Raw genomic sequence first — 20,526 nt, 5'->3', positions numbered from 1 at the left:
ATGAAAAGGGTGTTGTTGTTCTTGTTGGTTTTCGTTTTTATGTGGGGGTGTATACCTAAAACCAAACAGACCGTTATAACATCGCTTCCGATGGTTGAGGGGCTTAAAACCCACAGCGGCATCAGGAGCATCGGCTTGAGCTGGAAGCCCGTTTTGGATAAGAGGGTGAAGGGCTATGTTATATTCAGGTCATCCTCAAGCTCGGGTGGGTTTGAAGAGATAGCCAAGATACCCAACAGACTCAAAAGCAGCTATGAGGATACGGGTGGATTTCTAAAACACCTTGAGGATAACGCCGTTTACTATTACAAGATTGCTGTCTATTCCGATAACGGCATAGGCCCATCGAGTCAAATTGTTCAGGGGAAAACGCTGCCTCCACCTCAATCACCAACGCAGATCGAGGCAACATCATTCCTTCCACGAATGGTGGTTATAAAGTGGCAACCTCCAAAGGATGAGACGGTTGTGGCATACAACATATACAGATCCCAAAACCCCAAGGGCCCATTTAAGAAGGTCGGCAGGGCAAATGGATATGTCAATACCATTTACATAGACAGGGGTCTGAAGGATGGAACGACCTATTACTATTCGGTTGTTTCTGTCAATTACAAGGGTGTTGAGGGGGATATTCTGGCCGTTGCAAAGGCGACCACAAAATTCAAGCCGGCACCACCAAGGAGCTTGACGGCCAAGCCCAGCGGTGCGGGTAAGCTTACCATCTATTGGTGGCCAAGCATTACGGCCGATGTGGTAAAATACAGGATATACAGGGGCTCTTCGAAGGATTCGTTGGGTCTTGTTGGTGAGGTTCCATCGGATAATTTGAGCTATACCGACTCCGGTTTGAGTCCGGGTAAGACATATTACTATTACCTAACCAGCGTCGACAAAGACGGCATAGAGAGTCTTCCAACAAAGGTCTATGCCTTTAAGACAAAGCCCCTGCCAAGACCACCCACCGGTATATCTGTAAAGCAGGTGGGGCATGCGGTTGTTATAAGTTGGTCAAAGGCATCGCCCGATACTGTTAAGTATGAGGTTTTTAGAAGGCATTTTGTCATACTTACACGCAAGATAGCAGAGACAGAGAATACATACTACACCGATAACGATGTATCGCCCAATACCACATATTACTATTATATCAAGGCCGTTGATAAATACGGCCAGGAAAGCCCTGCATCACCCGAGGTGAAGATAAAGGTTCGCTGATGTTTGTTAAGCTAAAAGGCGCCCTTGTTGTGGGGATTGAAGCAAGACCCATTACCGTTGAGATAGACGCAACAAGGGGGCTGCCTTCCTTAAACATCATAGGTCTTGCCCAAGGTGCAGCAAAGGAGAGTAAGGATAGGGCGATACATGCACTCTCAAACAGCGACATAAAGCTTCCGCCAAAGAAGATTACCATCAACCTGGCGCCTGCGGATCTGAAAAAAGAGGGTTCCGGGTTTGATTTGCCCATAGCCGTTGGCCTTTCGGCAATATCTTTAGGGCTTAAGCTTCCTGTGGATAATTATCTATTTGCTGCTGAGCTTTCTTTGGATGGCAGGCTTAAGGGTATAAACGGCATATTCCCCATAGGCGTATTTGCCAGGAAGATGGGTTTGAAGCTTGTTGTTAGTAGAAAGAATGCGAAGGAGGCGGCCCTCACGAAGGCCTCCGTTTTTGGATTTGACCATCTGCTTGAGGTTTTATCCTTTCTAAAGGGTGAGATAGAAAAGGAGCCCGAAAGGGCTGATATAGATTTTGTCGATAGCTATGATGATGGTCTTGATTTCTCGTCGGTTAAGGGTCAATTGAAGGTCAAAAGGGCTGTTGTTATAGCTGTAAGCGGTTTTCATAACATACTGCTTGTTGGCCCACCGGGTGTGGGAAAGAGTATGATAGCCAAGAGAATCCCATCTATAATGCCAAGGATGAATGAAAAGGAGATATTGGAGACCACCAAGATCTATAGCGTCTGTGGCCTGCTGGATAGGGATAGACCGCTGATGTTGAAGCGCCCTTTTAGATCGCCCCATACAGGCGCAAGCGATGTCAGTCTAATTGGTGGTGGGGCAAAGGCCACCCCCGGCGAGATAACGCTTGCGCACAACGGCGTTCTGTTTTTGGATGAGTTTGCCGAATTTAAGCGTAATGTTATAGAGTCGTTAAGGCAGCCACTTGAGGATGGCAAGATAACCGTCTCAAGGGCAACGGCAAAGGTCACATATCCTGCCCGATTTTTGCTTGTTGCCGCCATGAATCCCTGCCCGTGCGGGTATTACGGTTCAAAGAGAAAAACCTGCTCATGCACCATTAATCAGATAAAGAAATACAGATCAAAGCTCTCGGGCCCTATCTTGGATAGGATAGACCTTCAGGTAAATGTGCCTGAGGTGGATTACGATAAGCTGGTCTTTAAAAGCGATGATATGGACTCTGCATCCATGAGGGAGATAGTCGAGCGGGTTGTGGATATTCAAAAGGATAGGTTTAAGGATGAGCCGATAGATTACAACTCCCAGATGGAGCAGAATCATTTGGAGAGGTTTTGCCGATTGGATGATGAGTCCCACCGTATATTGAATGTGGCCTTGCAGCGGTTTGGCTTTTCTGCAAGGAGCTATTCGAAGATATTGAAGATTGCAAGGACAATAGCCGATATTGAGCAGGAGGATAAGATAAAGCCGTCGCATATCAAGGAGGCCATCTCCTATCGCATACTCGACTGGGATGTCTAATGCTTGTAATGAGCTTATCTTTATGCTAAAAATAGGGTTAGTTTTTATTTTGGGGGTAGAAGGTGAGATACGGAGAAGAGGAGATTGAAAAGGCGCAGCTTGAGGTTTGGCCTAACAACCATCCTGAAAATGATTACAGTATAAGCATTGAGTTTCCTGAGTTTACCTGTAAATGTCCACGCAGCGGTTATCCAGACTTTGCAACGATCAAGATAGAGTATGTGCCGGATAAGTATGTAATTGAGCTTAAGTCTTTAAAGCTGTTCTTAAACAAATACAGGGATAGATACATTTCGCATGAAGATGCGACGAATGAGATATTCAACGCCTTGAAAGAGGCCTTGAAACCTAAGCACCTTGAGGTTGTAGGCGATTTTACGCCCCGTGGCAATGTAAAGACGGTAATAAGAATAGCGTTTTAGGAGTTTGTTATGGACTTGAAGCTAATAAAGAAGATGGTAAGCGGTAATGAGGCTATTTCCATAGGTGCCTATAAGGGTAATGCCCGTTTTGCAAGCGGCTATCCAGGCACCCCATCCAGTGAGATACTCGAGCATTTCAAGAACTATCCCGATGTTATAGCCCAGTGGGCACCCAATGAGAAGGCTGGTTTTGAAGCAGCCCTTGGTGCATCCATTGCGGGTGTAAGAAGCTTTGCAACCATGAAGCATGTGGGCTTGAATGTGGCAGCAGACCCGCTAATGACGGCATCCTATACCGGTGTTAATGCCGGTTTTGTTGTTGTTAGTGCTGACGATCCTGGCATGCATTCATCCCAGAACGAGCAGGACAACAGGCGCTATGCCAAGTTTGCAAAGATACCTTTAATAGAGCCCACAGACCCGTTTGAGGCTATGGGCTATATGCAGTATGCCTTTGTGGTTAGCGAGAAGTTCGACACACCGGTTTTGTTTAGGTCCACCACCAGAATTTCCCATTCATTGGGCGTTGTTCAATTTGACCCCAGGACATTGGACAACGAAAGAGAGCTTTCTTTAGACAAAAACTTCAGAAAGTATGTAATGTTACCTGCAAACGCCATACAGAGGCATAAAACCGTTTTGGAGAGGCTTGAAAGACTAAAGGCGTTTAGCGAGGAGACGCCTATCAATAGAATAGAGAAGGGCTCTATAAATGTTGGTATAATTACAGCCGGCATGGCTTACAACTATGTTAAGGAGCTTTTGCCCGAGGCACATTTCTTTAAAATCGGCTTTAGCTATCCCCTGCCCATAAACAAGCTTAGGGAGTTTGTGAAGGACTTTGATAGGGTTTTGGTTGTCGAGGAGCTTGAGCCGTTTATGGAGGAGGAGCTAAAGATAGCAGGCATTAGCGTTGAGGGTAAAAAGTATTTCCCTTACGATGGTGAATTCAACCTTGATGTGGTGGAAGAGGGGCTTTACAAGGCAGGGGTTTTGAAGGATAAGACGGCGGCTATCTTTACAGAGGAGTTTGAGCTGCCCAAAAGGCCACCGGCTTTATGTCCTGGTTGTCCGCACAGGCCAATCTTTGACATACTGCATTCAAGAAAGGATGTGTTTATCACGGGTGATATAGGTTGCTATACGCTGGGTGCCTTGCCACCGCTTTCTGCTATGCATACAACCATCTGTATGGGTGCAAGCATATCCGTTGCTGTTGGTATGGCAAAGGCTCAAGATAAGGAGAAGATCGTGGCCGTTATAGGCGATTCGACCTTTTTCCATACGGGTATCCAGCCGCTTATAGATGCCTATGTTAACAAGGCCAATATGACGGTGATTATACTGGATAACAGAATCACGGCTATGACCGGCGGTCAGCCAGACCCATCCACCGGGTTCTCTTTATCCGGCGATGAATTTGAACCTGTGGATATTGTAAGATTTGCAAAGGCTCTGGGTATAGAGCGTGTCTTTGAGGTTGACCAATACGACTATAATGCCACAAAGGAGATTATAAACCAGCAAATCGATACAGATGGTCTGAGTGTTATTGTGGCAAAGAGACCCTGTGTTCTTGCACCCAAGAAGATCAAGGATACGCCGCTTGTGGTTGTGCCTGATAAGTGCATCGGTTGTAAGAGGTGTTTGCGCATAGCCTGTCCAGCTATAGACTTTAAGGATAACAAGGCTATCATAAATGAGGTATTGTGCACGGGCTGTGAGGTGTGCAAGAATGTCTGCCCCGTTGAGGGTGCTATCGTGGTTAAGGAGGAGAAATGAACATTCAAAGCGTGCTGTTTGTTGGTGTTGGAGGAGACGGTATAATCACAGCTTCCAATATAGTGGCGCAGGCGTGCATGCTTGCCGGTTTTGATGTTAAAAAAAGTGAGATTCACGGCATGAGCCAGAGGGGCGGATCTGTTAGCGCCTCGGTAAGGTTTGGTGAGAGGGTTTACTCACCAACGGATAAAAGGGGTCAGGTGCCCTTTATGTTTGCAACCGAAAAGGTGGAGATGTTAAGATGGGTTGGTTATCTAAATCCATCCTCTGTTGTGATAGTGAACGACAGGATTATGCCCATAATAAATCAGGTGATTGATGAGGAAAAGATAGACAGCATGATGGAGACGGTTAAGGTAAAGAAGCTCATAAAGAGAAGGTTTTTGGATGATGCTATAAAACTTGGCAACGATAAGATCACAAATACCGTGATGTTGGGTGTTTTGTCTGTATTTTTGGATGTGGATGAGAAGTATTTTTTGCAGGCCATAGATGATGTTTTGCCGGAAAAACTCAGAACGATAAACGCCATGGCTTTTAACTATGGAAGAAAACTATCAGAAGAATTAGCATAAGAAGGGGTGAGGCAATGGATGAAACGAAGTATTCGCCGTCATTTGAGACAAAGTGGTATGAATTTTGGGAGAAGAACGGTTATTTTCAACCCACCGATAGGGAAGGTAAAGAGAATTTTAGCATAGTTATACCTCCACCGAATGTCACGGGGGCTTTGCATATAGGCCATGCACTAAACGGCACCCTGCAGGATATCGTGGTCAGGTATAAGAGGATGAAGGGTTATAATGTGCTGTGGGTGCCAGGAACGGATCATGCCGGCATTGCCACCCAGAATATGGTGGAGAAGGATTTAGCAAGCAAGGGCATAAAGAAAGAGGAGTTAGGAAGGGAGAAGTTTGTTGAAAAGGTCTGGGAATGGAAAGAAAAATACGGCAATAGGATTGTTAATCAGATAAAGAGGCTCGGTTTGAGTTGCGACTGGTCTCGATTGCGTTTTACGATGGATGAGCAGCTTTCAAAGGCCGTTAGGAAGGTTTTTGTTCAGTTTTACAAAGAGGGCTTGATCTATAAAGACAAATACATCATTAATTGGTGTCCCAGATGCCATACGGCACTAAGCGACCTGGAGGTTGAGCACAAAGACGAAACGGGAAAGCTCTATTACATAGAGTATCCGTTTGAGGATGGATCGGGCGGTGTTGTGGTTGCAACAACAAGGCCTGAGACGATGTTTGGTGATACGGCTGTGGCGGTCAATCCGAACGATGACAGATATAAGGATGTTATTGGCAAGAATGTTGTTTTGCCCATCAAAAACAAGGTCATTCCCATTATAGCCGATGAATATGTCGATATGGAGTTTGGAACGGGTGTTGTAAAGATTACACCGGCACACGATCCAAATGACTTTGAGGTTGGTAGAAGGCACAATTTAGATTTGGTTGTGGCGATCGATGATTACGGAAGGATGACCGAAGAGGCCCTGCACTATAAGGGTATGGATAGATTTGAATGCCGCTCAAAGCTTGTGGCTGAGCTTGAGAGTAAGGGTTTCATTAAGAATGTTGCAGAGATAAAGCACGCTGTGGGTCAGTGCTATAGATGCCATACGACTATTGAGCCTTATGTCTCTGAGCAGTGGTTTGTTAAAACCAAACCTTTGGCAGAGCCTGCGATAGAGGCAGTAAAGAGCGGTAATACACGCTTTGTGCCCAAGAATTGGGAGAAGACCTATTTTGAGTGGATGTATAACATTAAGGATTGGTGCATATCGAGGCAGCTGTGGTGGGGTCATAGGATACCCGTATGGAAGTGTGAGGATTGCGGTGAGTATACGGTGTCTGAGGATGAGCCTAAGGTTTGTGAGCATTGCGGAAGTGCACGATTGATTCAGGAAGAGGATGTTTTGGATACATGGTTTTCATCTGCCCTTTGGCCCATGTCCACACTGGGATGGCCCAACCAGACGGATGATTTGAAGCGCTTTTATCCGACGAGCCTGCTTGTTACCGGATTTGATATCATCTTTTTCTGGGTTGCCCGCATGATGATGATGGGGCTGCATTTTATGAAGGATGTGCCGTTTAGGGATGTCTATATACACGCCCTTGTCAGGGATCAGTATGGTCAAAAGATGAGTAAGACAAAGGGAAATGTTATTGACCCGTTAGAGGTTGTTGAAAAGTATGGTGCCGATTCGTTGAGATTCACGCTTGCGATTCTGGCAGCCCAAGGTAGGGATATTAAGCTCTCTGAGGATAAAATCGAGGGCTATAAGCGTTTCATGAATAAGATCTGGAATGCATACAGGTTTATAAAAATAAACACCGAGGGTATGGAGTTTGAAGAAAAGCCCAAAAAGCTCTCACCGGCCTCCATCTGGATAAAATCCAGACTGGCCAAGGCCATAAAGAGGGTTGAGCAGGGGCTGGCTGAGTATAAGTTTAACGAGGCTGCAAGCGCCATCTATCAGTTTATCTGGCATGAGTTCTGTGATTACTATATAGAGATGAGTAAGGTTCACATGGATGATGAGTTTTCATACTCCATAAAGTATACACTGCTGGAGGTTTTTGAGACGATTTTGAGACTGTTGCACCCATTCAGCCCGTTTATAACGGAGGAGTTGTGGCAGAGGCTGCCCAATAAGAAGGGTGAATCTATAATGATAGCCGAGTATCCTGAATATAAGGAATCGATGATTTCTGAGGATATAGAGGCCTCAATGGATGTTGTTCTGGATACAATTCGCTCTATAAGGAATCTAAGGAGCGAGAATAACATTCCACCGTCAAAGAAGATAAAGGTCTATATGAAGGTTGAGGATGAGAAGACCCAATCGATAATCATAAACTTTAAGAATTACATCTATGCGTTAGCCGGTGTGGATAATCTCATAATAACGCACAAGCCGGACGAGGAATGCATTGTGCAGTCGACTATTTACGGCGATATATTCTTGCCTGTTGAGGGTAATATAGATGTTAAAAAGGAGATAGAGAGGCTTACAAAGCTTCTAAAGAAACAGGAAAAATCGCTGTCGTTTTTGAATAGCAAGCTAAACAACCAGGCGTTTCTTGAGAAGGCCCCGAAGGAGTTGATAGAGCAAAAGAAGGCCGAGTTTGAGGATGTTAGCAGGTTGTATCAAAAAACCAAGAGCAGGTTAGAACAGTTAAAGGGGTTGGTTTAATGAAGAAGATAGCCGTTGCGTTGATTTTGATGTTCTTTGCCATAAATAGCTATGCCTTTGAGGTTTTTAATCAGCTGAGCAGGGATATTCTCTCATCTTCTGAGGGTGTAATAAAGGGCAGGATTATAGGGATAAATGAGAAGACCAATACGGTCGTTCTTGATAAGGGTCTAAACGATGGCCTTTTGAAGGGGAGTTTTGTTTACATATACAGAAACGAGGGGGTGTTTGTGTCCCCTTCGGGCAAAAGCGTCTCTTTGAAAAAGGGCATAGCTTACGCAACGGTTTTTAGGGTGTTTCCCCATAAGGCTGAAGCTAAAATAACCCAGGGGGTTGAGAGGCAGAAGAAGTATCTTATAGGTCTGGGTATCATACCAAACGGTGAAAGGGAGATATTTGGCAAGCCGAGGATGGGTGATAACTGGGTTTGCGGCAAGGCTTCATACAGGATAGCCGTTATAGTCAGGAATCCATTTTTGTATGAGCAGATTAAGAAGGCTTTGGAAGAGACGGGAAGGTTCTATGTCATAAACCCCGATGTTATCCAGACGGCTATTGTCGATAACAGGATCAACTCCTTGTATGAGAGGGAGGCTGTAAAGAGGCTGGCCAATGTTATAGATGCCGATTATGTGTTATTTGTCTCCACTATAAAGCACAAGCAGCTTAAGTATAGGCTTCTAAACGGTTATGGCGGTGTGGTTATAAAAAGCGGTCTTCTGCAAATGGATTCCAAAACCATAGCAGCCATCAACTCATCACCGTCGTATGATATACCGCCAAACAACATCGTTGCATCCAATCTGAGGTTATCAGAAAGGCTTACCTTCTGGGAGTCTATATTGAACAAGGTCGGGCTTTACAGCCCATACACCAATGTTGATATGTCTTCTAACTCTTACAAGGTTGTGCTGTATAAGGATATTGGCCACGATACGACGGCGTTCTATTACGGAGATTTAGATGGCAAGGATAGGATAGCCATAGCACAAGGGTCGAATGTTTTGGTGTTTAGATTCGACATAGATAGCTTTGAGAAGCTTTATGAATTCTCATACGGCGATACGATTATAAACATCGACTCTGCAAAGGTTAATGGAAAGACGCTTGTTTTGATCACCAATATCAACAGATACGGAGCCTTATCGTCGGCCATTGGATACATAAAGAACAAGAAATTTCATATCATAAAGGGTGATTTGCCTTATCATCTGAGGTTTTACGATAAGTTGAGTTCCCATCCTGTTATTTTGGCTCAGAAGGCCAGCATAAGCAGACTCTTTTATGGTGATATATATCAGCTAAATCTTGATACATTTAGGGTATCTAAGTTTAGATTACCCGTAAGGCCACACAGCTTCTATGAGTTCTTTAAGGTGGGGGATAGGATAGTCTATTTAGATGATGCCTCTCAGCTAAAGGTTTATAACCTCGCAACGGGTAAGGTTAAACAGATCACATCATACGGCTTTGGTGGCGGTGAAAGGCTTATACAAAGATATCCCATTATGGATAACAACAAAGAGGCCGATATAAAGGAGCTAATAGAGAAGAACAGTGTTGTTGTTCCAAAGGCCATAAGTGTGTTTGAAGAAAACGGCAAGGTCTATCTGCTTGGCATAAGGAACTATATGTCCCATCATATAACAATAGCAAAACAACACTACAACGCTTACAACATAAAGCTGTTTGATATAGGCAATACAGGGATAAAGATGGTTTACAGCTCAGGCGATGTGAAGGGAAGGGTTGTCGGCGCAGCAAAAGAGGGCGAATTCATAATATCTGTTATAGGTCTGCCAACAGGCTTCTTTGATAGGTTCATCAGGGGCATATATGAGGCAGACAGATTAACAGCAGCAAGAATGGAATATTGAAGCCGTTAATAGCTCTTTTGTCTTAAAATATAAAAGGGGTGATATACAATGAGGGTTTTAAAAGAATTAAGGATTAACGATAAGGTCGTGAAGGTTGTTCAGGGCGATATAACGGAAGAGGATACAGAGGCGATTGTAAATGCGGCCAATTCTCATCTAAAGCACGGCGGTGGTGTTGCTGGTGCTATTGTAAGAAAGGGTGGTTATGAGATACAGGAAGAGAGTGATAAAATTGGCTATGTTCCAACAGGATCTGCTGCCATTACAGGCGCTGGTAGGCTGAAGGCTAAATATGTGATACATGCCGTTGGCCCTGTTTGGGGTGAAGGTGATGAAGATAACAAGCTTAAGAGTGCCGTCTTGAGTGCATTGAAGTTGGCTGAGGAGAAGGGAATAAAAAGTGTATCTTTACCAGCCATAAGCTCAGGTATCTTCGGCTTTCCAAAGGAGAGGGCTGCGCATATCATCTTTACCACTGCCGTTGAGTTTTTAAGGGATGCTAAAAATATAGAGGAGATCCATTTTTGCAACATAGACGATTTGACCGCTGAACTGTTTAAGAAAGAGGCGGAAGATTTGGAGGATACGCTATAGAAACCTTTATTCAATACACGATAAACGGCATAATAACGGGTTTAATATACGCCCTTGTTGCCATAGGTTTTAACATAATTTACTCATCGGTAAAGATAGTGAACTTTGCCCAGGGCGAATTTATAATGCTGGGCGGTGTTGTTGAATTCTATCTTTTGGGCCTGGGGTGGCCTGTTGTTTTATCCTTAATAGCTTCATCGGTGTTTGTCGGTATTGTTGGTATTTTAATCTATTTTATTTTCATAAAGAACACAAGGAAGCCCACTGAGCTTTCCTTGATAATATTGACCATAGGCATATCGGTTCTCATCAGGGGCATAACGATGGTGGTTTTTGGTAAAAACGCCTATCCTGTTAAGAACTTCCTACCCTTCGAAAGCGTAAGTGTTGCTGGTTTGACATTCTCAAGCCAGTATGTAATTGTTTTGTCTGTCGTTGTTGTATTGGTTGGGTTGTTGTTCTGGTTTTTTTCTAAAACCTTAACGGGCAAGCTGTTTGTGGCAAGCTCGCTCAACCCACTGGCCTGCAGGCTATTTGGCGTCAATGTATCGAATTTAGGTGGCATGAGTTTTTTTATAAGCGGCCTGGTTGGTGCCATTGGCGGGGCTGTGGTTGCCCCTATTAGCTTTGTTAAATACGACATGGGTTTGATGTTTGGTCTTAAGGGTTTTGCAGCCAGCGTGGTTGGCGGTTTTGGGAACAACATAGGAGCTGTGGTCGGAGGTCTGGTTATAGGGATCAGTGAATCATTGGCAGCCGGGTATGTCTCATCCTCCTATAAGGACATGGTTGCCTTTGTGGTTATGATAGCCGTGCTTTTTGTTGCACCTGAAGGTATATTTGGTTCTAAGGATGTTGAGAGGGTGTAATGAAGGAGTTTAGCGCCATCTGTGTCTTTGTGGCAGTAATGTTGCTTATTGGGGTTGTTGAGAGCAATCCGTTTGTCCTGAATATGCTTTCGGTTGCAGCCATAAGCTCTATAGTTGTTATGGGTTTGAATATACTCTCAGGTTTTGCCGGTCAGATATCGTTGGGTCATGCGGGCTTTGTGGGGCTTGGTGCATACATATCGGCCATTATCTCTATCAAGTTTGGCATATCACCATGGATTTCTATGTTTATAACGGCTTTTGTTGTGGGTTTGATTTCCCTATTTGTGGCCTATCCCACACTGAAGCTAAAGGGGCATTATCTGGCTATGGCCACACTGGCTATAGGCGAGATTATCTATATGCTTGCCAATAATTTGAATTGGATAACCGGTGGGCATCAGGGTTTGGTTGGCATACCGATGCTTTCTGTTGGCGATTTTGTATTCGATAGCGAGAAGAAGTTTTACTTCTTTATCTGGATTTTGGTATTTGTGTTTGCCTTTATTGCCAAGAATATCACATCATCGGCCTTCGGCAGGGCGCTTAAGAGCACAAGCCTGGCAGAGCAGGCTGCCCTCTCATTTGGCATAAATACGCATAAATACAAGATCATAGCCTTTGTTATAAGCTGTATCTATGCCTCATTTGCAGGTTCGCTTTTTGCATTTTACATAGGCTTTATCTCGCCCACATCGTTTAGTCTTTTGAAGTCGATAAACTATGTGGTCATGATGTTTGTTGGCGGAATGGGCAGTATATTTGGCGGGCTTGTTATGGCTGTATTCTTGGAGGTGATTCCCAACCTGATCACCTCGCTTCAGGATTACTGGCCGATATTCAACGGTCTTCTGCTTATTGTTATGGTTATGTTTATGCCTAAGGGTTTAGGTGGTTTTATTCGATGGAAAAAGCACCAATACTAAGTGTTTTGAATGTATCCAAATCTTTTGGCGGCATAAGGGCTGTTGATGGTGTCAGCTTCGATGTTAAGCAAAAGCAGATAAAGGCCTTAATCGGGCCAAACGGGGCGGGCAAGACAACGCTTTTTAATATAATTACCGGTCTGTATAAGCCAGACAGCGGAAAGATTCGGTTTTTGAATAAGGAGCTGACCAGACTAAAACCGTTTGAACTTGCCCCTTTGGGTATAACCAGAACATTTCAGAATATTAGGCTCGTTGATAGCCTGACTATTGCTGAGAATATAGCGGTGGGTTTGCATATAGAGGGTGAGTTTAATCCTTTTAAGGTTATGCTTGGTATAACAGGAAAAAGGGAGAAGGCCATATTTGAGAAGGTTGAGCGCTCCATGCGTTTCTTAAAGATAGAGGATTATGCTTACAAGATGCCCTCTGAGGTTCCTTTTGGCATAAAGCGGCTCGTTGAGCTTGCAAGGGCTATGGTGGCACAGCCAAAACTCATCCTGCTTGATGAGCCTGCTGCAGGCCTCAATGAGAGCGAGACCGATAAGCTGCTCAATGCCATATTCAGGATTTGGGAAGGGGGCGTGTCGATCCTCCTTATTGAGCATGACATTGAATTTGTGGCCAACTGTTCTCACTCTGTTGTGGTGATGGATAGTGGTAAAAAGATTGCAGAGGGGTTGCCGAGTGAGATAACCAACGACGATAGGGTGATTAAGGCGTATTTGGGTGGGTAATGCTAAAGGCTGAGGATATTCGGGTTTCATACGGAAAGGCTCAAGCGTTAAAGGGCGTCTCTATAGAGGTTAAAGAGGGTGAGGCTGTTGCCGTGATAGGCTCAAACGGCAGCGGCAAGACAACGCTCTTGAATGCAATTGTAAATATTGTGAGCAAAAGCGGCAGGGTTGTATTCTTGGGTGAGGATATAACCCATTCAAAGACATATAAGATAATGAGGATGGGTATGGCCTATCTTCCCGATAAACGCACGGTCTTTGCCGATTTGAGTGTTTATGATAACCTTGCCATAGCGGCATTCAATAGGATAAAGAGGGAATCGTGGGACTATTTTAAAAGGGAGAGTGATAAGGTTTTTGATATTTTCCCCAATCTTAAGAATAAGCTTTATTTAAAGGCCGGTCTGTTAAGCGGTGGGGAGCAGCAGATGCTGTCTATAGCTCAACTGCTTCTGAGGAGGCCCAAGTTTGTTATGCTGGATGAGCCTTCGGCCGGTTTGTCGCCCAAGCTTGTTAAGGAGCTGTTTAATATCATAGTGTTTATGAAGGAGAGCGGCTTTACCGTTTTGGTGGTTGAACAGAATGTGAACAAAACCATAAAGGTGGCAGATAGGGTGTATGTTTTGAAAAACGGTGTTATAACAGATGAGGGAAGGGCTTGCGATTTTCAGGATGAGCTGAGAATAAAAAGGGCTTATTTTGGAGGATAGATGCTTAAAAAGATTGGTGTTATAGCCAAGACCAAGGTTGAGAATATAGACAAGATAATAAAGCAGCTTGTCGATTACCTGAATGGTTTGGGTGTTAATGTATTGTTGGGGCAGGAGGCCGCCTCTGTGTTGAATAAGGAGGGTATAGAAAGGCATAAGCTTGCCGCCTATGTTGATATGATCCTGGTTTTGGGTGGAGATGGCACATTTATCTCTGCTGCACGCTCTGTAAATGAATCCAAGAGGGATATACCGATTTTAGGTGTCAATTTAGGCAGAATGGGCTTTTTGACCGAGGTGCCCTTATCTGAAATGTATGCCGTTTTGGATAATGTGTTCATTAAGGGCGAGTATCACATAGAAGAGAGGATGATGTTGGATGTGGAGCTATACGATGGCGGTGATTTGATAACAAAGAAAACCGTCTTTAACGATGCTGTCGTAAACAAAGGGGCTTTGGCCAGGATAGTGCCGTTGAGGGTTGAAGCAAGGATAGGCTCAAACATTTACCATGTGGCTGTCTATCATGCCGATGGTCTAATCATATCGACGCCCTCTGGCTCAACGGCTTACAATTTGGCTGCCGGTGGCCCCATTGTCTATCCGACGATGGATTGTATTATCATAACGCCCATTTGCCCCCATACACTTTCAAACAGGCCGCTTGTTCTGCCTGTTGATGTTGAGTTGACGGTGATGATGGATGAGGAGATAGACGATGTTATGGCCACACTGGATGGGCAGATTGGCTATAAGATAACAAAGAACCACAGGATGGTCGTGGGTAAATCCAAAAGAAAGATAAAGATAATAACCCAGAAGGGCAAGAATTACTTTGATGTCTTAAGAACAAAACTCAACTGGGAGGAGAGGAAGGTCAGAAGCCTGAAATGCTAAAGAGCATAGAGATAGAGAACTTTCTGACCATAGAGAGATGCACGATTGAGCCATCCGAGGGCTTAACCGCCATAGTGGGTGAGTCGGGAAGCGGCAAATCGTTGATCTTAAAGGCTATAGATAGTGTATTTTCGAACAGGGTTGATACAGGTCTTATCGGTAATTTTAGCGATAATGCTGTGGTTAAGCTGCTGTTTAAGTTGAACAGTGCTCAAAAGACCCAATTGGAGGTGTTTGGTATCGATGATGATGAGATCCTGCTCACCAGAACGATAAAGAGAGGTAAATCCAGACTGCTTTTAAATCATGAGCCTATAACATCCAGGGTGGTCTCAACGATTAAGGATCTCCTGATTGGCGTTGTTTCATACGATTACAGGGCTGAGGCCTTTTCATCAAAATCGCTGCTTGAGGTCATTGATAGCCTGATTGATAGCAAAATCAAGGAGGCATTTAGATCGGATTTCAGGCAGTTTGTGGATTTTTCTGAAAAGATAAAGGCTATAAGGGATAGAATTGATGAAATAGAGAGGCTCCATCCTGAAGTCCTGCTTGATGCCATAGAGAGGGTTGACCCCAAAGAGGGGGAGTATGAAAAGCTTTTAAACCTCTCCAGACAGATAAAGGCCATATCCATGGCTAAAGACTATGTATCGAGCATCATAGATGGGGTTTATGCAGCCGACAATGGCGTGGTGGATATATTGAGCAGAAGCGTTAATATGCTTGAAAAGCTAAGAAACAACGGTTTTGAGATTGAATCTGTTGATCTGTTCAGTGAAGCCTTAGAAAAGCTCAATGTCGCACGGTATGAACTTGAGGAGATCCTGCAGAGGAGCTATCAGGATGAGGATATAGACAGGGTTCAATCGAGGCTATTCGAGCTTGAAAAGCTGCAGAGGAAGTTTTCAAAACCGCTGAATGAGATTATAAGGCAGGCAGAAAGCCTTAGAGGTCTGTTGAGGGAGAAAGAGGAGCTTCTGTATGAGCTTGAGACTGCTCAAAAGAGGATGGATGAGATAGAAAGACAGGTTTTAAACAGTGCTGAGGTTTTAAGCAGGGAAAGGGCAAAGGAGGCTAAGAGGCTGAAACAGCTAATAGGAAAGTATTTGGGTGAGCTTTTGCTTGATAAGGCCGTTGTGTCTATAGATTTTGATAGGGTTAAGCTATCCTCGCAGGGGTTTGATAGCGTCTCTATAGCCTTTAGCGCAAACCCAGACCTAAAACCTGCCCCGATAGACAAGGTGGCAAGCGGCGGTGAGCGGTCCCGTTTTATCTTGGCGCTTAAAAGGGCGATTGCCGATATAAAATCCACACACCAGTCTTTGCTTTTGGATGAGATAGAAACGGGTGTTAGTGGCAAAACCCTAAGGGCCGTTCTCAGACTGATTAGGGATTATGCAGACAGGAATCAGGTTATAATGATAACCCATAGCGATGAGGCCAAATCGATAGCCGATAAGGTCTATAGGGTTGAAAAGGTCTTTGATAGCCAGAGAACCAAGAGTATTGTTGGTGAAGAATGAAGAATGTGGTTTTAACCGGTGGCGGAACGGGCGGCCATCTATTTGCAGCTTTGGAGTTTGCCTATTTTTTGAAGAAAAGGGGCTATAATCCAATCATTATAGGGTCTGTTTACGGTATAGAGAATAGGGTTTTAAAGAAATACCCGTTTGAATATGTGCTTTTAAGATCCAAAGGTATGATGGGCAAGGGTTTGAAGGAAAAGCTGTTAAACAGTTTTGCCAATGCAGGAGCCCTTCTTCGCTCGATAGGTATAGTAAAAAGGGTCAAACCTGATTTTTGCGTGGGTTTTGGTGGCTATGTGAGCCTGCCGGTTATGCTGGCCTGTGTGGTTTTGAAGAAAAGGAGTGCAATACTTGAGCAGAACTCCATACCCGGCAAGGCCAACAGGCTATTGTCCAGATTGGTTGATTTGGTGTTTGTGAATTTTGATTATACGCAGCGGTTTTTGATGAATTCTATAGTGGTGGGCAACCCCACAAGAATAAAAACAAAGAGGATAGAAAGGTCGTTTGAAGGCAGGCTGAGGATAGGTGTTGTAGGCGGCAGCAGGGGCTCAAGGAGTATTAATAATGCCATGATTGAGCTATCCAAGTTTGATATAGATATAGATGTTATCCACCAGACGGGCATTGAGGATTACAAAAGGGTTAAAGAGGCTTATGGTAAAAATGGCAAGGATTGGAGGGTTGTGGATTTTATAGAAGATATGGAATCCTTCTATAGCAACATAGATTTTATTATCTGCAGGGCGGGGGCATCAACCTTGAGTGAGATCGCCTGCGCCGGTTTGGGGTCTATTCTGGTTCCGTATCCCTATGCGATCTATGACCACCAATACCATAACGCTAAGTATTTTTTAGATAATAAAGCGTCAATTATAATTAAGGACGAAGATTTAAGTGGAAAAACGCTCCACACTTTTATATCATCTTTAACGGCTGACAGATTAAAGGCTATGTCTGAGAACGCTTTTGGGTTGTGTAGAAGGGATGCTTGTGAAAAAATGCTTGGCTATCTTGAGATGGTGAGAAGATGAGAACTATAGCTATTACCAATCAGAAGGGTGGGGTGGGCAAAACCACAACGGCTATTAATCTGGGCGCATCGCTGGCCGTTTTTGGCAAGAAGGTCTTGATAATAGACATGGATCCCCAGGGCAATGCCACAAGTGGCTTGGGTATTGAGAAGGATATATGTGTTTATCATGCACTTATTGGTAAGAGAACACTTAAATCGCTGATTACGCCCACCGAGATGGAGAATCTCTTTATAGTGCCGTCAAACATATCGCTGATAGGCGCTGAGGTGGAGTTGTCGCATAAGAAGAACAAGGAGCGAATACTTAAGGAGTTGATCAGGGATATCAAGGACTTTGATTACATCCTGATAGACTGCCCCCCTTCTTTGGGCTTTTTAACGATAAACGCTTTGGTTGCTGCCAATTCTGTGTTGGTGCCTGTTCAGTGTGAGTATTTTGCCATGGAGGGGCTTGCTCAGCTTTTGCATACGATAAACCTGGTGAAAAAGACCTTTAATCCGTCGTTAAGGATCGAGGGTATACTGCTTACGATGCACGATAAGAGGAATAATCTGTCCAAACAGGTTGAGATGGAGCTCAAAAGGCATTTCCCCAAATACATATTCAAGACACTTATTCCAAGGAATGTGAGGCTGTCTGAGGCTCCAAGCTTCGGTAAATCTGCCATTACATACGATATAAAGTGCCCAGGCAGCAAAAGCTATCTATCTTTGGCTAAAGAGGTTTTGAGGTATGCCTAAAAAGACGGGACTTGGAAGGGGAATTGAGGCTATATTTGGCGATGTCAGCATAGACGATGAGGATAGGATCTCTATTTTGGAGCTGGATCTAATCCAAAAGAGCCCTTTTCAGCCGAGGGAGGAGTTTGACCAGGAAAAACTCAAGGAGCTTGCAGACTCTATAAAAGAGAAGGGCGTCATACAGCCGATAATAGTCAGAGAGATAGAGGGCAGATACCAGATAGTTGCCGGTGAGCGCAGGTTCTTGGCGGCCAAGATGGCGGGGTTAAGCTCTATTCCGGCTATAGTTAGAGAGCTATCCGATGAAGAGGCTGCAGAGATCGCCCTTATAGAGAACATCCAGAGAAAGGATCTCAATCCGATTGAGGAGGCTTTGGCCTATAAGCGGTTGATGGATAGCTTTGGCTATACACAAGAGGAGCTTTCGAGGAGGATAGGCAAGGATAGAACAACGATTGCCAACACGCTGAGACTTTTAAAACTCCCCGAAAGGGTAATAGAGATGATAAAAAACTCCCAGATCAGCGCAGGGCATGCCAGGGCGCTGTTGGCATTGAAGGATGAAGATGAGCAGGTACGCTTGGCAGAAAGGATAAAGAAAGAAAAGCTAAGTGTCAGGGATACCGAGAAGGCGGTTTACGATTCCAAACAGATAGAGCAGCTAAGGGAGATAGAAGAGAGGCTGAAGGGTGCTGTTGGTCATTCTGTTAAGGTGAGGTTTAAGAACAATAGATACAAGGTGGAGTTTGTCCTGAATGATTTGAATGAGCTGGATGAATTTTTAAGGAGGGTAGGCGGGTGAAAAGACTCCTTTTGTTTGCTGTATTGTTTGTTTTTGTCGGTTTGGCTGTAGCTGATGCTGCCACACTCAGGGTGGGGGGTATACTCAAAAACGAACACGGTGTCGGTATAGACGGTGTGGATGTTGAGATTATTTACAACCACAAGGTTATAGCAAAGACAGAAACAACGGATAAGGGCACATACTTTGTTGAGACCGAGATAGGAAACAGGATCAACCCCAAGGATGTGTATATAAGGTTTGATAAGACCACATACAAGACCGTTGAAAAACCGATAGAGAACATACTCCATTCGAAGCTCAAAGACGGCAGCGATATATACATATCCTCGGTAAATGAGACCCTATACAGGGCTATAACGCCGGCTTTCTGGATAGCCCTGGGCGTGCTGGTTATGACATTTGTTCTGATTTCACTTGAGATACTCCACAGAACCGTTGCGGCCCTATTTGGTGCGAGCTTGCTTTTGTTTGTCTCATACACCCTTGGAACCTTCAATGAAAACTATTTTATTTTGTCGTTTGAGGAGGCTGTTAAGGGTATTGACTTCAATGTTATCCTGCTTCTTATGAGCATGATGATAATAGTAGGCGTTATGAAGAAGACCGGTGTTTTTCAATGGCTGGCCTACAAATCATATGCATTGAGCAAGGGCAATGTGTTTAAGTTGTCCGTTATATTGATGTTCGTTACCGCCGTGGTCTCTGCTTTTTTGGACAATGTTACAACGATGCTTTTAATTGCGCCGGTTTCTATTGAGATAGCGTTGATGTTGAATATAAACCCCTTAAGCCTGTTGATACCAGAGGTTATAGCCTCCAACATGGGCGGCACTGCAACATTGATAGGCGACCCTCCGAATATCATGATAGGTTCTTATGCCCACCTTACATTCAATCAGTTCCTTATAAACCTTGCCGATGTTATTGCGATTATACTTGTTGTAAATGTGTTTGTTATGAAGTTTTTTTACGGCAAGGAGTATAAAAAGGGCAAGATAGACAATGTTGATGAGTTGCTGGAGAAGCTCAAAGAGGAATACAGGATTACCGATGCAAAGCTTTTGAGGTATTGCCTGTTTGTTTTGGGTCTTGTTATATTGCTGTTTATAACCCACGGATTTTTGCATATGGAGCCATCCATTGCAGCCATGATAGGTGCATCGTTGATACTGTTGTTTAGCGGTGTGGATATTACAGAGATGATGGAGCATGAGGTTGAATGGACCACCCTTGTTTTCTTTATGATGCTGTTTGTTATTGTTGAGGCAAGCGTTCAAACCGGTGTTATAATGATGGTTGCCAACTGGGTTAAGGATTTGGCCGGCAACAGCCTGCCTTTGGCTATTATCTTGATAATCTGGGTGGCTGCCATAGCATCCGCCATTGTGGATAATATACCGTTTACCGCCACTATGTTGCCTGTGGTTGCTTACCTTACAAAGACCATACCGGATGCAGGTAATACACTGTGGTGGGCTTTGGCTTTGGGTGCGTGTTTGGGCGGAAACGGAACGCTTATTGGTGCCAGTGCCAATGTTGTGACGGCTGGAATCTCAGAGAGGGCAGGTTACCCCATAACATTTAAGGAATTTTTGAAAGTCGGAGTTCCAGCAACGGCCATATCTGTTGCTATAGGTATGGTCTGGTTGTTGTTAGGAGGTTGA

The 20,526-nt window shown here is 44.2% G+C and carries 18 protein-coding genes; all 18 read left to right on the top strand.

The window, feature by feature from the left end:
- The 18 genes from D891_RS0105560 (at window position 1) to D891_RS0105475 (ending at window position 20,526) form a co-directional block, all read left to right on the top strand.
- Window positions 1-1,218, top strand: a complete 1,218-nt coding sequence (locus D891_RS0105560; RefSeq protein ID WP_025270144.1) for a fibronectin type III domain-containing protein — start codon at window positions 1-3, stop codon at window positions 1,216-1,218.
- Complete coding sequence (locus D891_RS0105555) at window positions 1,218-2,729, top strand: YifB family Mg chelatase-like AAA ATPase (protein ID WP_025270143.1); 1,512 nt, start codon at window positions 1,218-1,220, stop codon at window positions 2,727-2,729. The genes D891_RS0105560 and D891_RS0105555 overlap by 1 nt, the downstream gene beginning before the upstream one ends.
- Before the next feature lie 62 nt (window positions 2,730-2,791).
- Window positions 2,792-3,151 carry a preQ(1) synthase gene (gene queF, locus D891_RS0105550; RefSeq protein ID WP_025270142.1) on the top strand — a complete coding sequence of 120 codons (360 nt, stop codon included), beginning with the start codon at window positions 2,792-2,794 and terminating at the stop codon, window positions 3,149-3,151.
- Window positions 3,152-3,160: 9 nt separating this feature from the next.
- Entirely contained in the window at window positions 3,161-4,933 is a 1,773-nt protein-coding gene (iorA, locus tag D891_RS0105545; protein ID WP_084042323.1) for an indolepyruvate ferredoxin oxidoreductase subunit alpha, read from the top strand.
- On the top strand, window positions 4,930-5,508 hold the full coding sequence (locus D891_RS0105540) for an indolepyruvate oxidoreductase subunit beta (protein ID WP_025270140.1): 579 nt from the start codon (window positions 4,930-4,932) through the stop codon (window positions 5,506-5,508). The genes iorA and D891_RS0105540 overlap by 4 nt, the downstream gene beginning before the upstream one ends.
- 14 nt (window positions 5,509-5,522) lie before the next feature.
- Complete coding sequence (locus D891_RS0105535) at window positions 5,523-8,141, top strand: valine--tRNA ligase (RefSeq protein WP_025270139.1); 2,619 nt, start codon at window positions 5,523-5,525, stop codon at window positions 8,139-8,141.
- Window positions 8,141-10,018, top strand: coding sequence for a hypothetical protein (locus tag D891_RS0105530; protein ID WP_025270138.1), 1,878 nt, complete (start codon window positions 8,141-8,143; stop codon window positions 10,016-10,018). The genes D891_RS0105535 and D891_RS0105530 overlap by 1 nt, the downstream gene beginning before the upstream one ends.
- 48 nt (window positions 10,019-10,066) lie before the next feature.
- The gene (locus tag D891_RS0105525; RefSeq protein ID WP_025270137.1) at window positions 10,067-10,612 is read left to right on the top strand and encodes a macro domain-containing protein; all 546 of its coding nucleotides are present in this window, start codon (window positions 10,067-10,069) and stop codon (window positions 10,610-10,612) included.
- On the top strand, window positions 10,609-11,481 hold the full coding sequence (locus tag D891_RS0105520; RefSeq protein WP_029952053.1) for a branched-chain amino acid ABC transporter permease: 873 nt from the start codon (window positions 10,609-10,611) through the stop codon (window positions 11,479-11,481). Before D891_RS0105525 ends, D891_RS0105520 begins: the two co-directional genes overlap by 4 nt.
- The gene (locus tag D891_RS0105515; protein WP_025270135.1) at window positions 11,481-12,407 is read left to right on the top strand and encodes a branched-chain amino acid ABC transporter permease; all 927 of its coding nucleotides are present in this window, start codon (window positions 11,481-11,483) and stop codon (window positions 12,405-12,407) included. The genes D891_RS0105520 and D891_RS0105515 overlap by 1 nt, the downstream gene beginning before the upstream one ends.
- Window positions 12,386-13,144: an ABC transporter ATP-binding protein gene (locus D891_RS0105510; RefSeq protein ID WP_029952052.1), complete on the top strand. Its 759-nt coding sequence runs from the start codon at window positions 12,386-12,388 to the stop codon at window positions 13,142-13,144. Before D891_RS0105515 ends, D891_RS0105510 begins: the two co-directional genes overlap by 22 nt.
- On the top strand, window positions 13,144-13,854 hold the full coding sequence (locus D891_RS0105505) for an ABC transporter ATP-binding protein (protein ID WP_025270133.1): 711 nt from the start codon (window positions 13,144-13,146) through the stop codon (window positions 13,852-13,854). The genes D891_RS0105510 and D891_RS0105505 overlap by 1 nt, the downstream gene beginning before the upstream one ends.
- On the top strand, window positions 13,855-14,751 hold the full coding sequence (locus D891_RS0105500; protein WP_025270132.1) for an NAD(+)/NADH kinase: 897 nt from the start codon (window positions 13,855-13,857) through the stop codon (window positions 14,749-14,751).
- Entirely contained in the window at window positions 14,745-16,277 is a 1,533-nt protein-coding gene (locus D891_RS0105495; RefSeq protein WP_025270131.1) for an AAA family ATPase, read from the top strand. The genes D891_RS0105500 and D891_RS0105495 overlap by 7 nt, the downstream gene beginning before the upstream one ends.
- Complete coding sequence (gene murG / locus D891_RS0105490; protein WP_025270130.1) at window positions 16,274-17,314, top strand: undecaprenyldiphospho-muramoylpentapeptide beta-N-acetylglucosaminyltransferase; 1,041 nt, start codon at window positions 16,274-16,276, stop codon at window positions 17,312-17,314. The genes D891_RS0105495 and murG overlap by 4 nt, the downstream gene beginning before the upstream one ends.
- On the top strand, window positions 17,311-18,057 hold the full coding sequence (locus tag D891_RS0105485) for a ParA family protein (protein ID WP_025270129.1): 747 nt from the start codon (window positions 17,311-17,313) through the stop codon (window positions 18,055-18,057). Before murG ends, D891_RS0105485 begins: the two co-directional genes overlap by 4 nt.
- Window positions 18,050-18,859 carry a ParB/RepB/Spo0J family partition protein gene (locus D891_RS0105480; protein ID WP_025270128.1) on the top strand — a complete coding sequence of 270 codons (810 nt, stop codon included), beginning with the start codon at window positions 18,050-18,052 and terminating at the stop codon, window positions 18,857-18,859. Before D891_RS0105485 ends, D891_RS0105480 begins: the two co-directional genes overlap by 8 nt.
- Window positions 18,856-20,526, top strand: coding sequence for an SLC13 family permease (locus D891_RS0105475; RefSeq protein ID WP_025270127.1), 1,671 nt, complete (start codon window positions 18,856-18,858; stop codon window positions 20,524-20,526). The genes D891_RS0105480 and D891_RS0105475 overlap by 4 nt, the downstream gene beginning before the upstream one ends.

This window comes from Hippea sp. KM1, from assembly GCF_000526195.1.
In the GTDB taxonomy this organism is placed as follows: domain Bacteria; phylum Campylobacterota_A; class Desulfurellia; order Desulfurellales; family Hippeaceae; genus Hippea.
The sequence above is the reverse complement of the archived record's forward strand: the minus strand, read 5'-3'. Positions and strand labels throughout refer to the sequence as shown.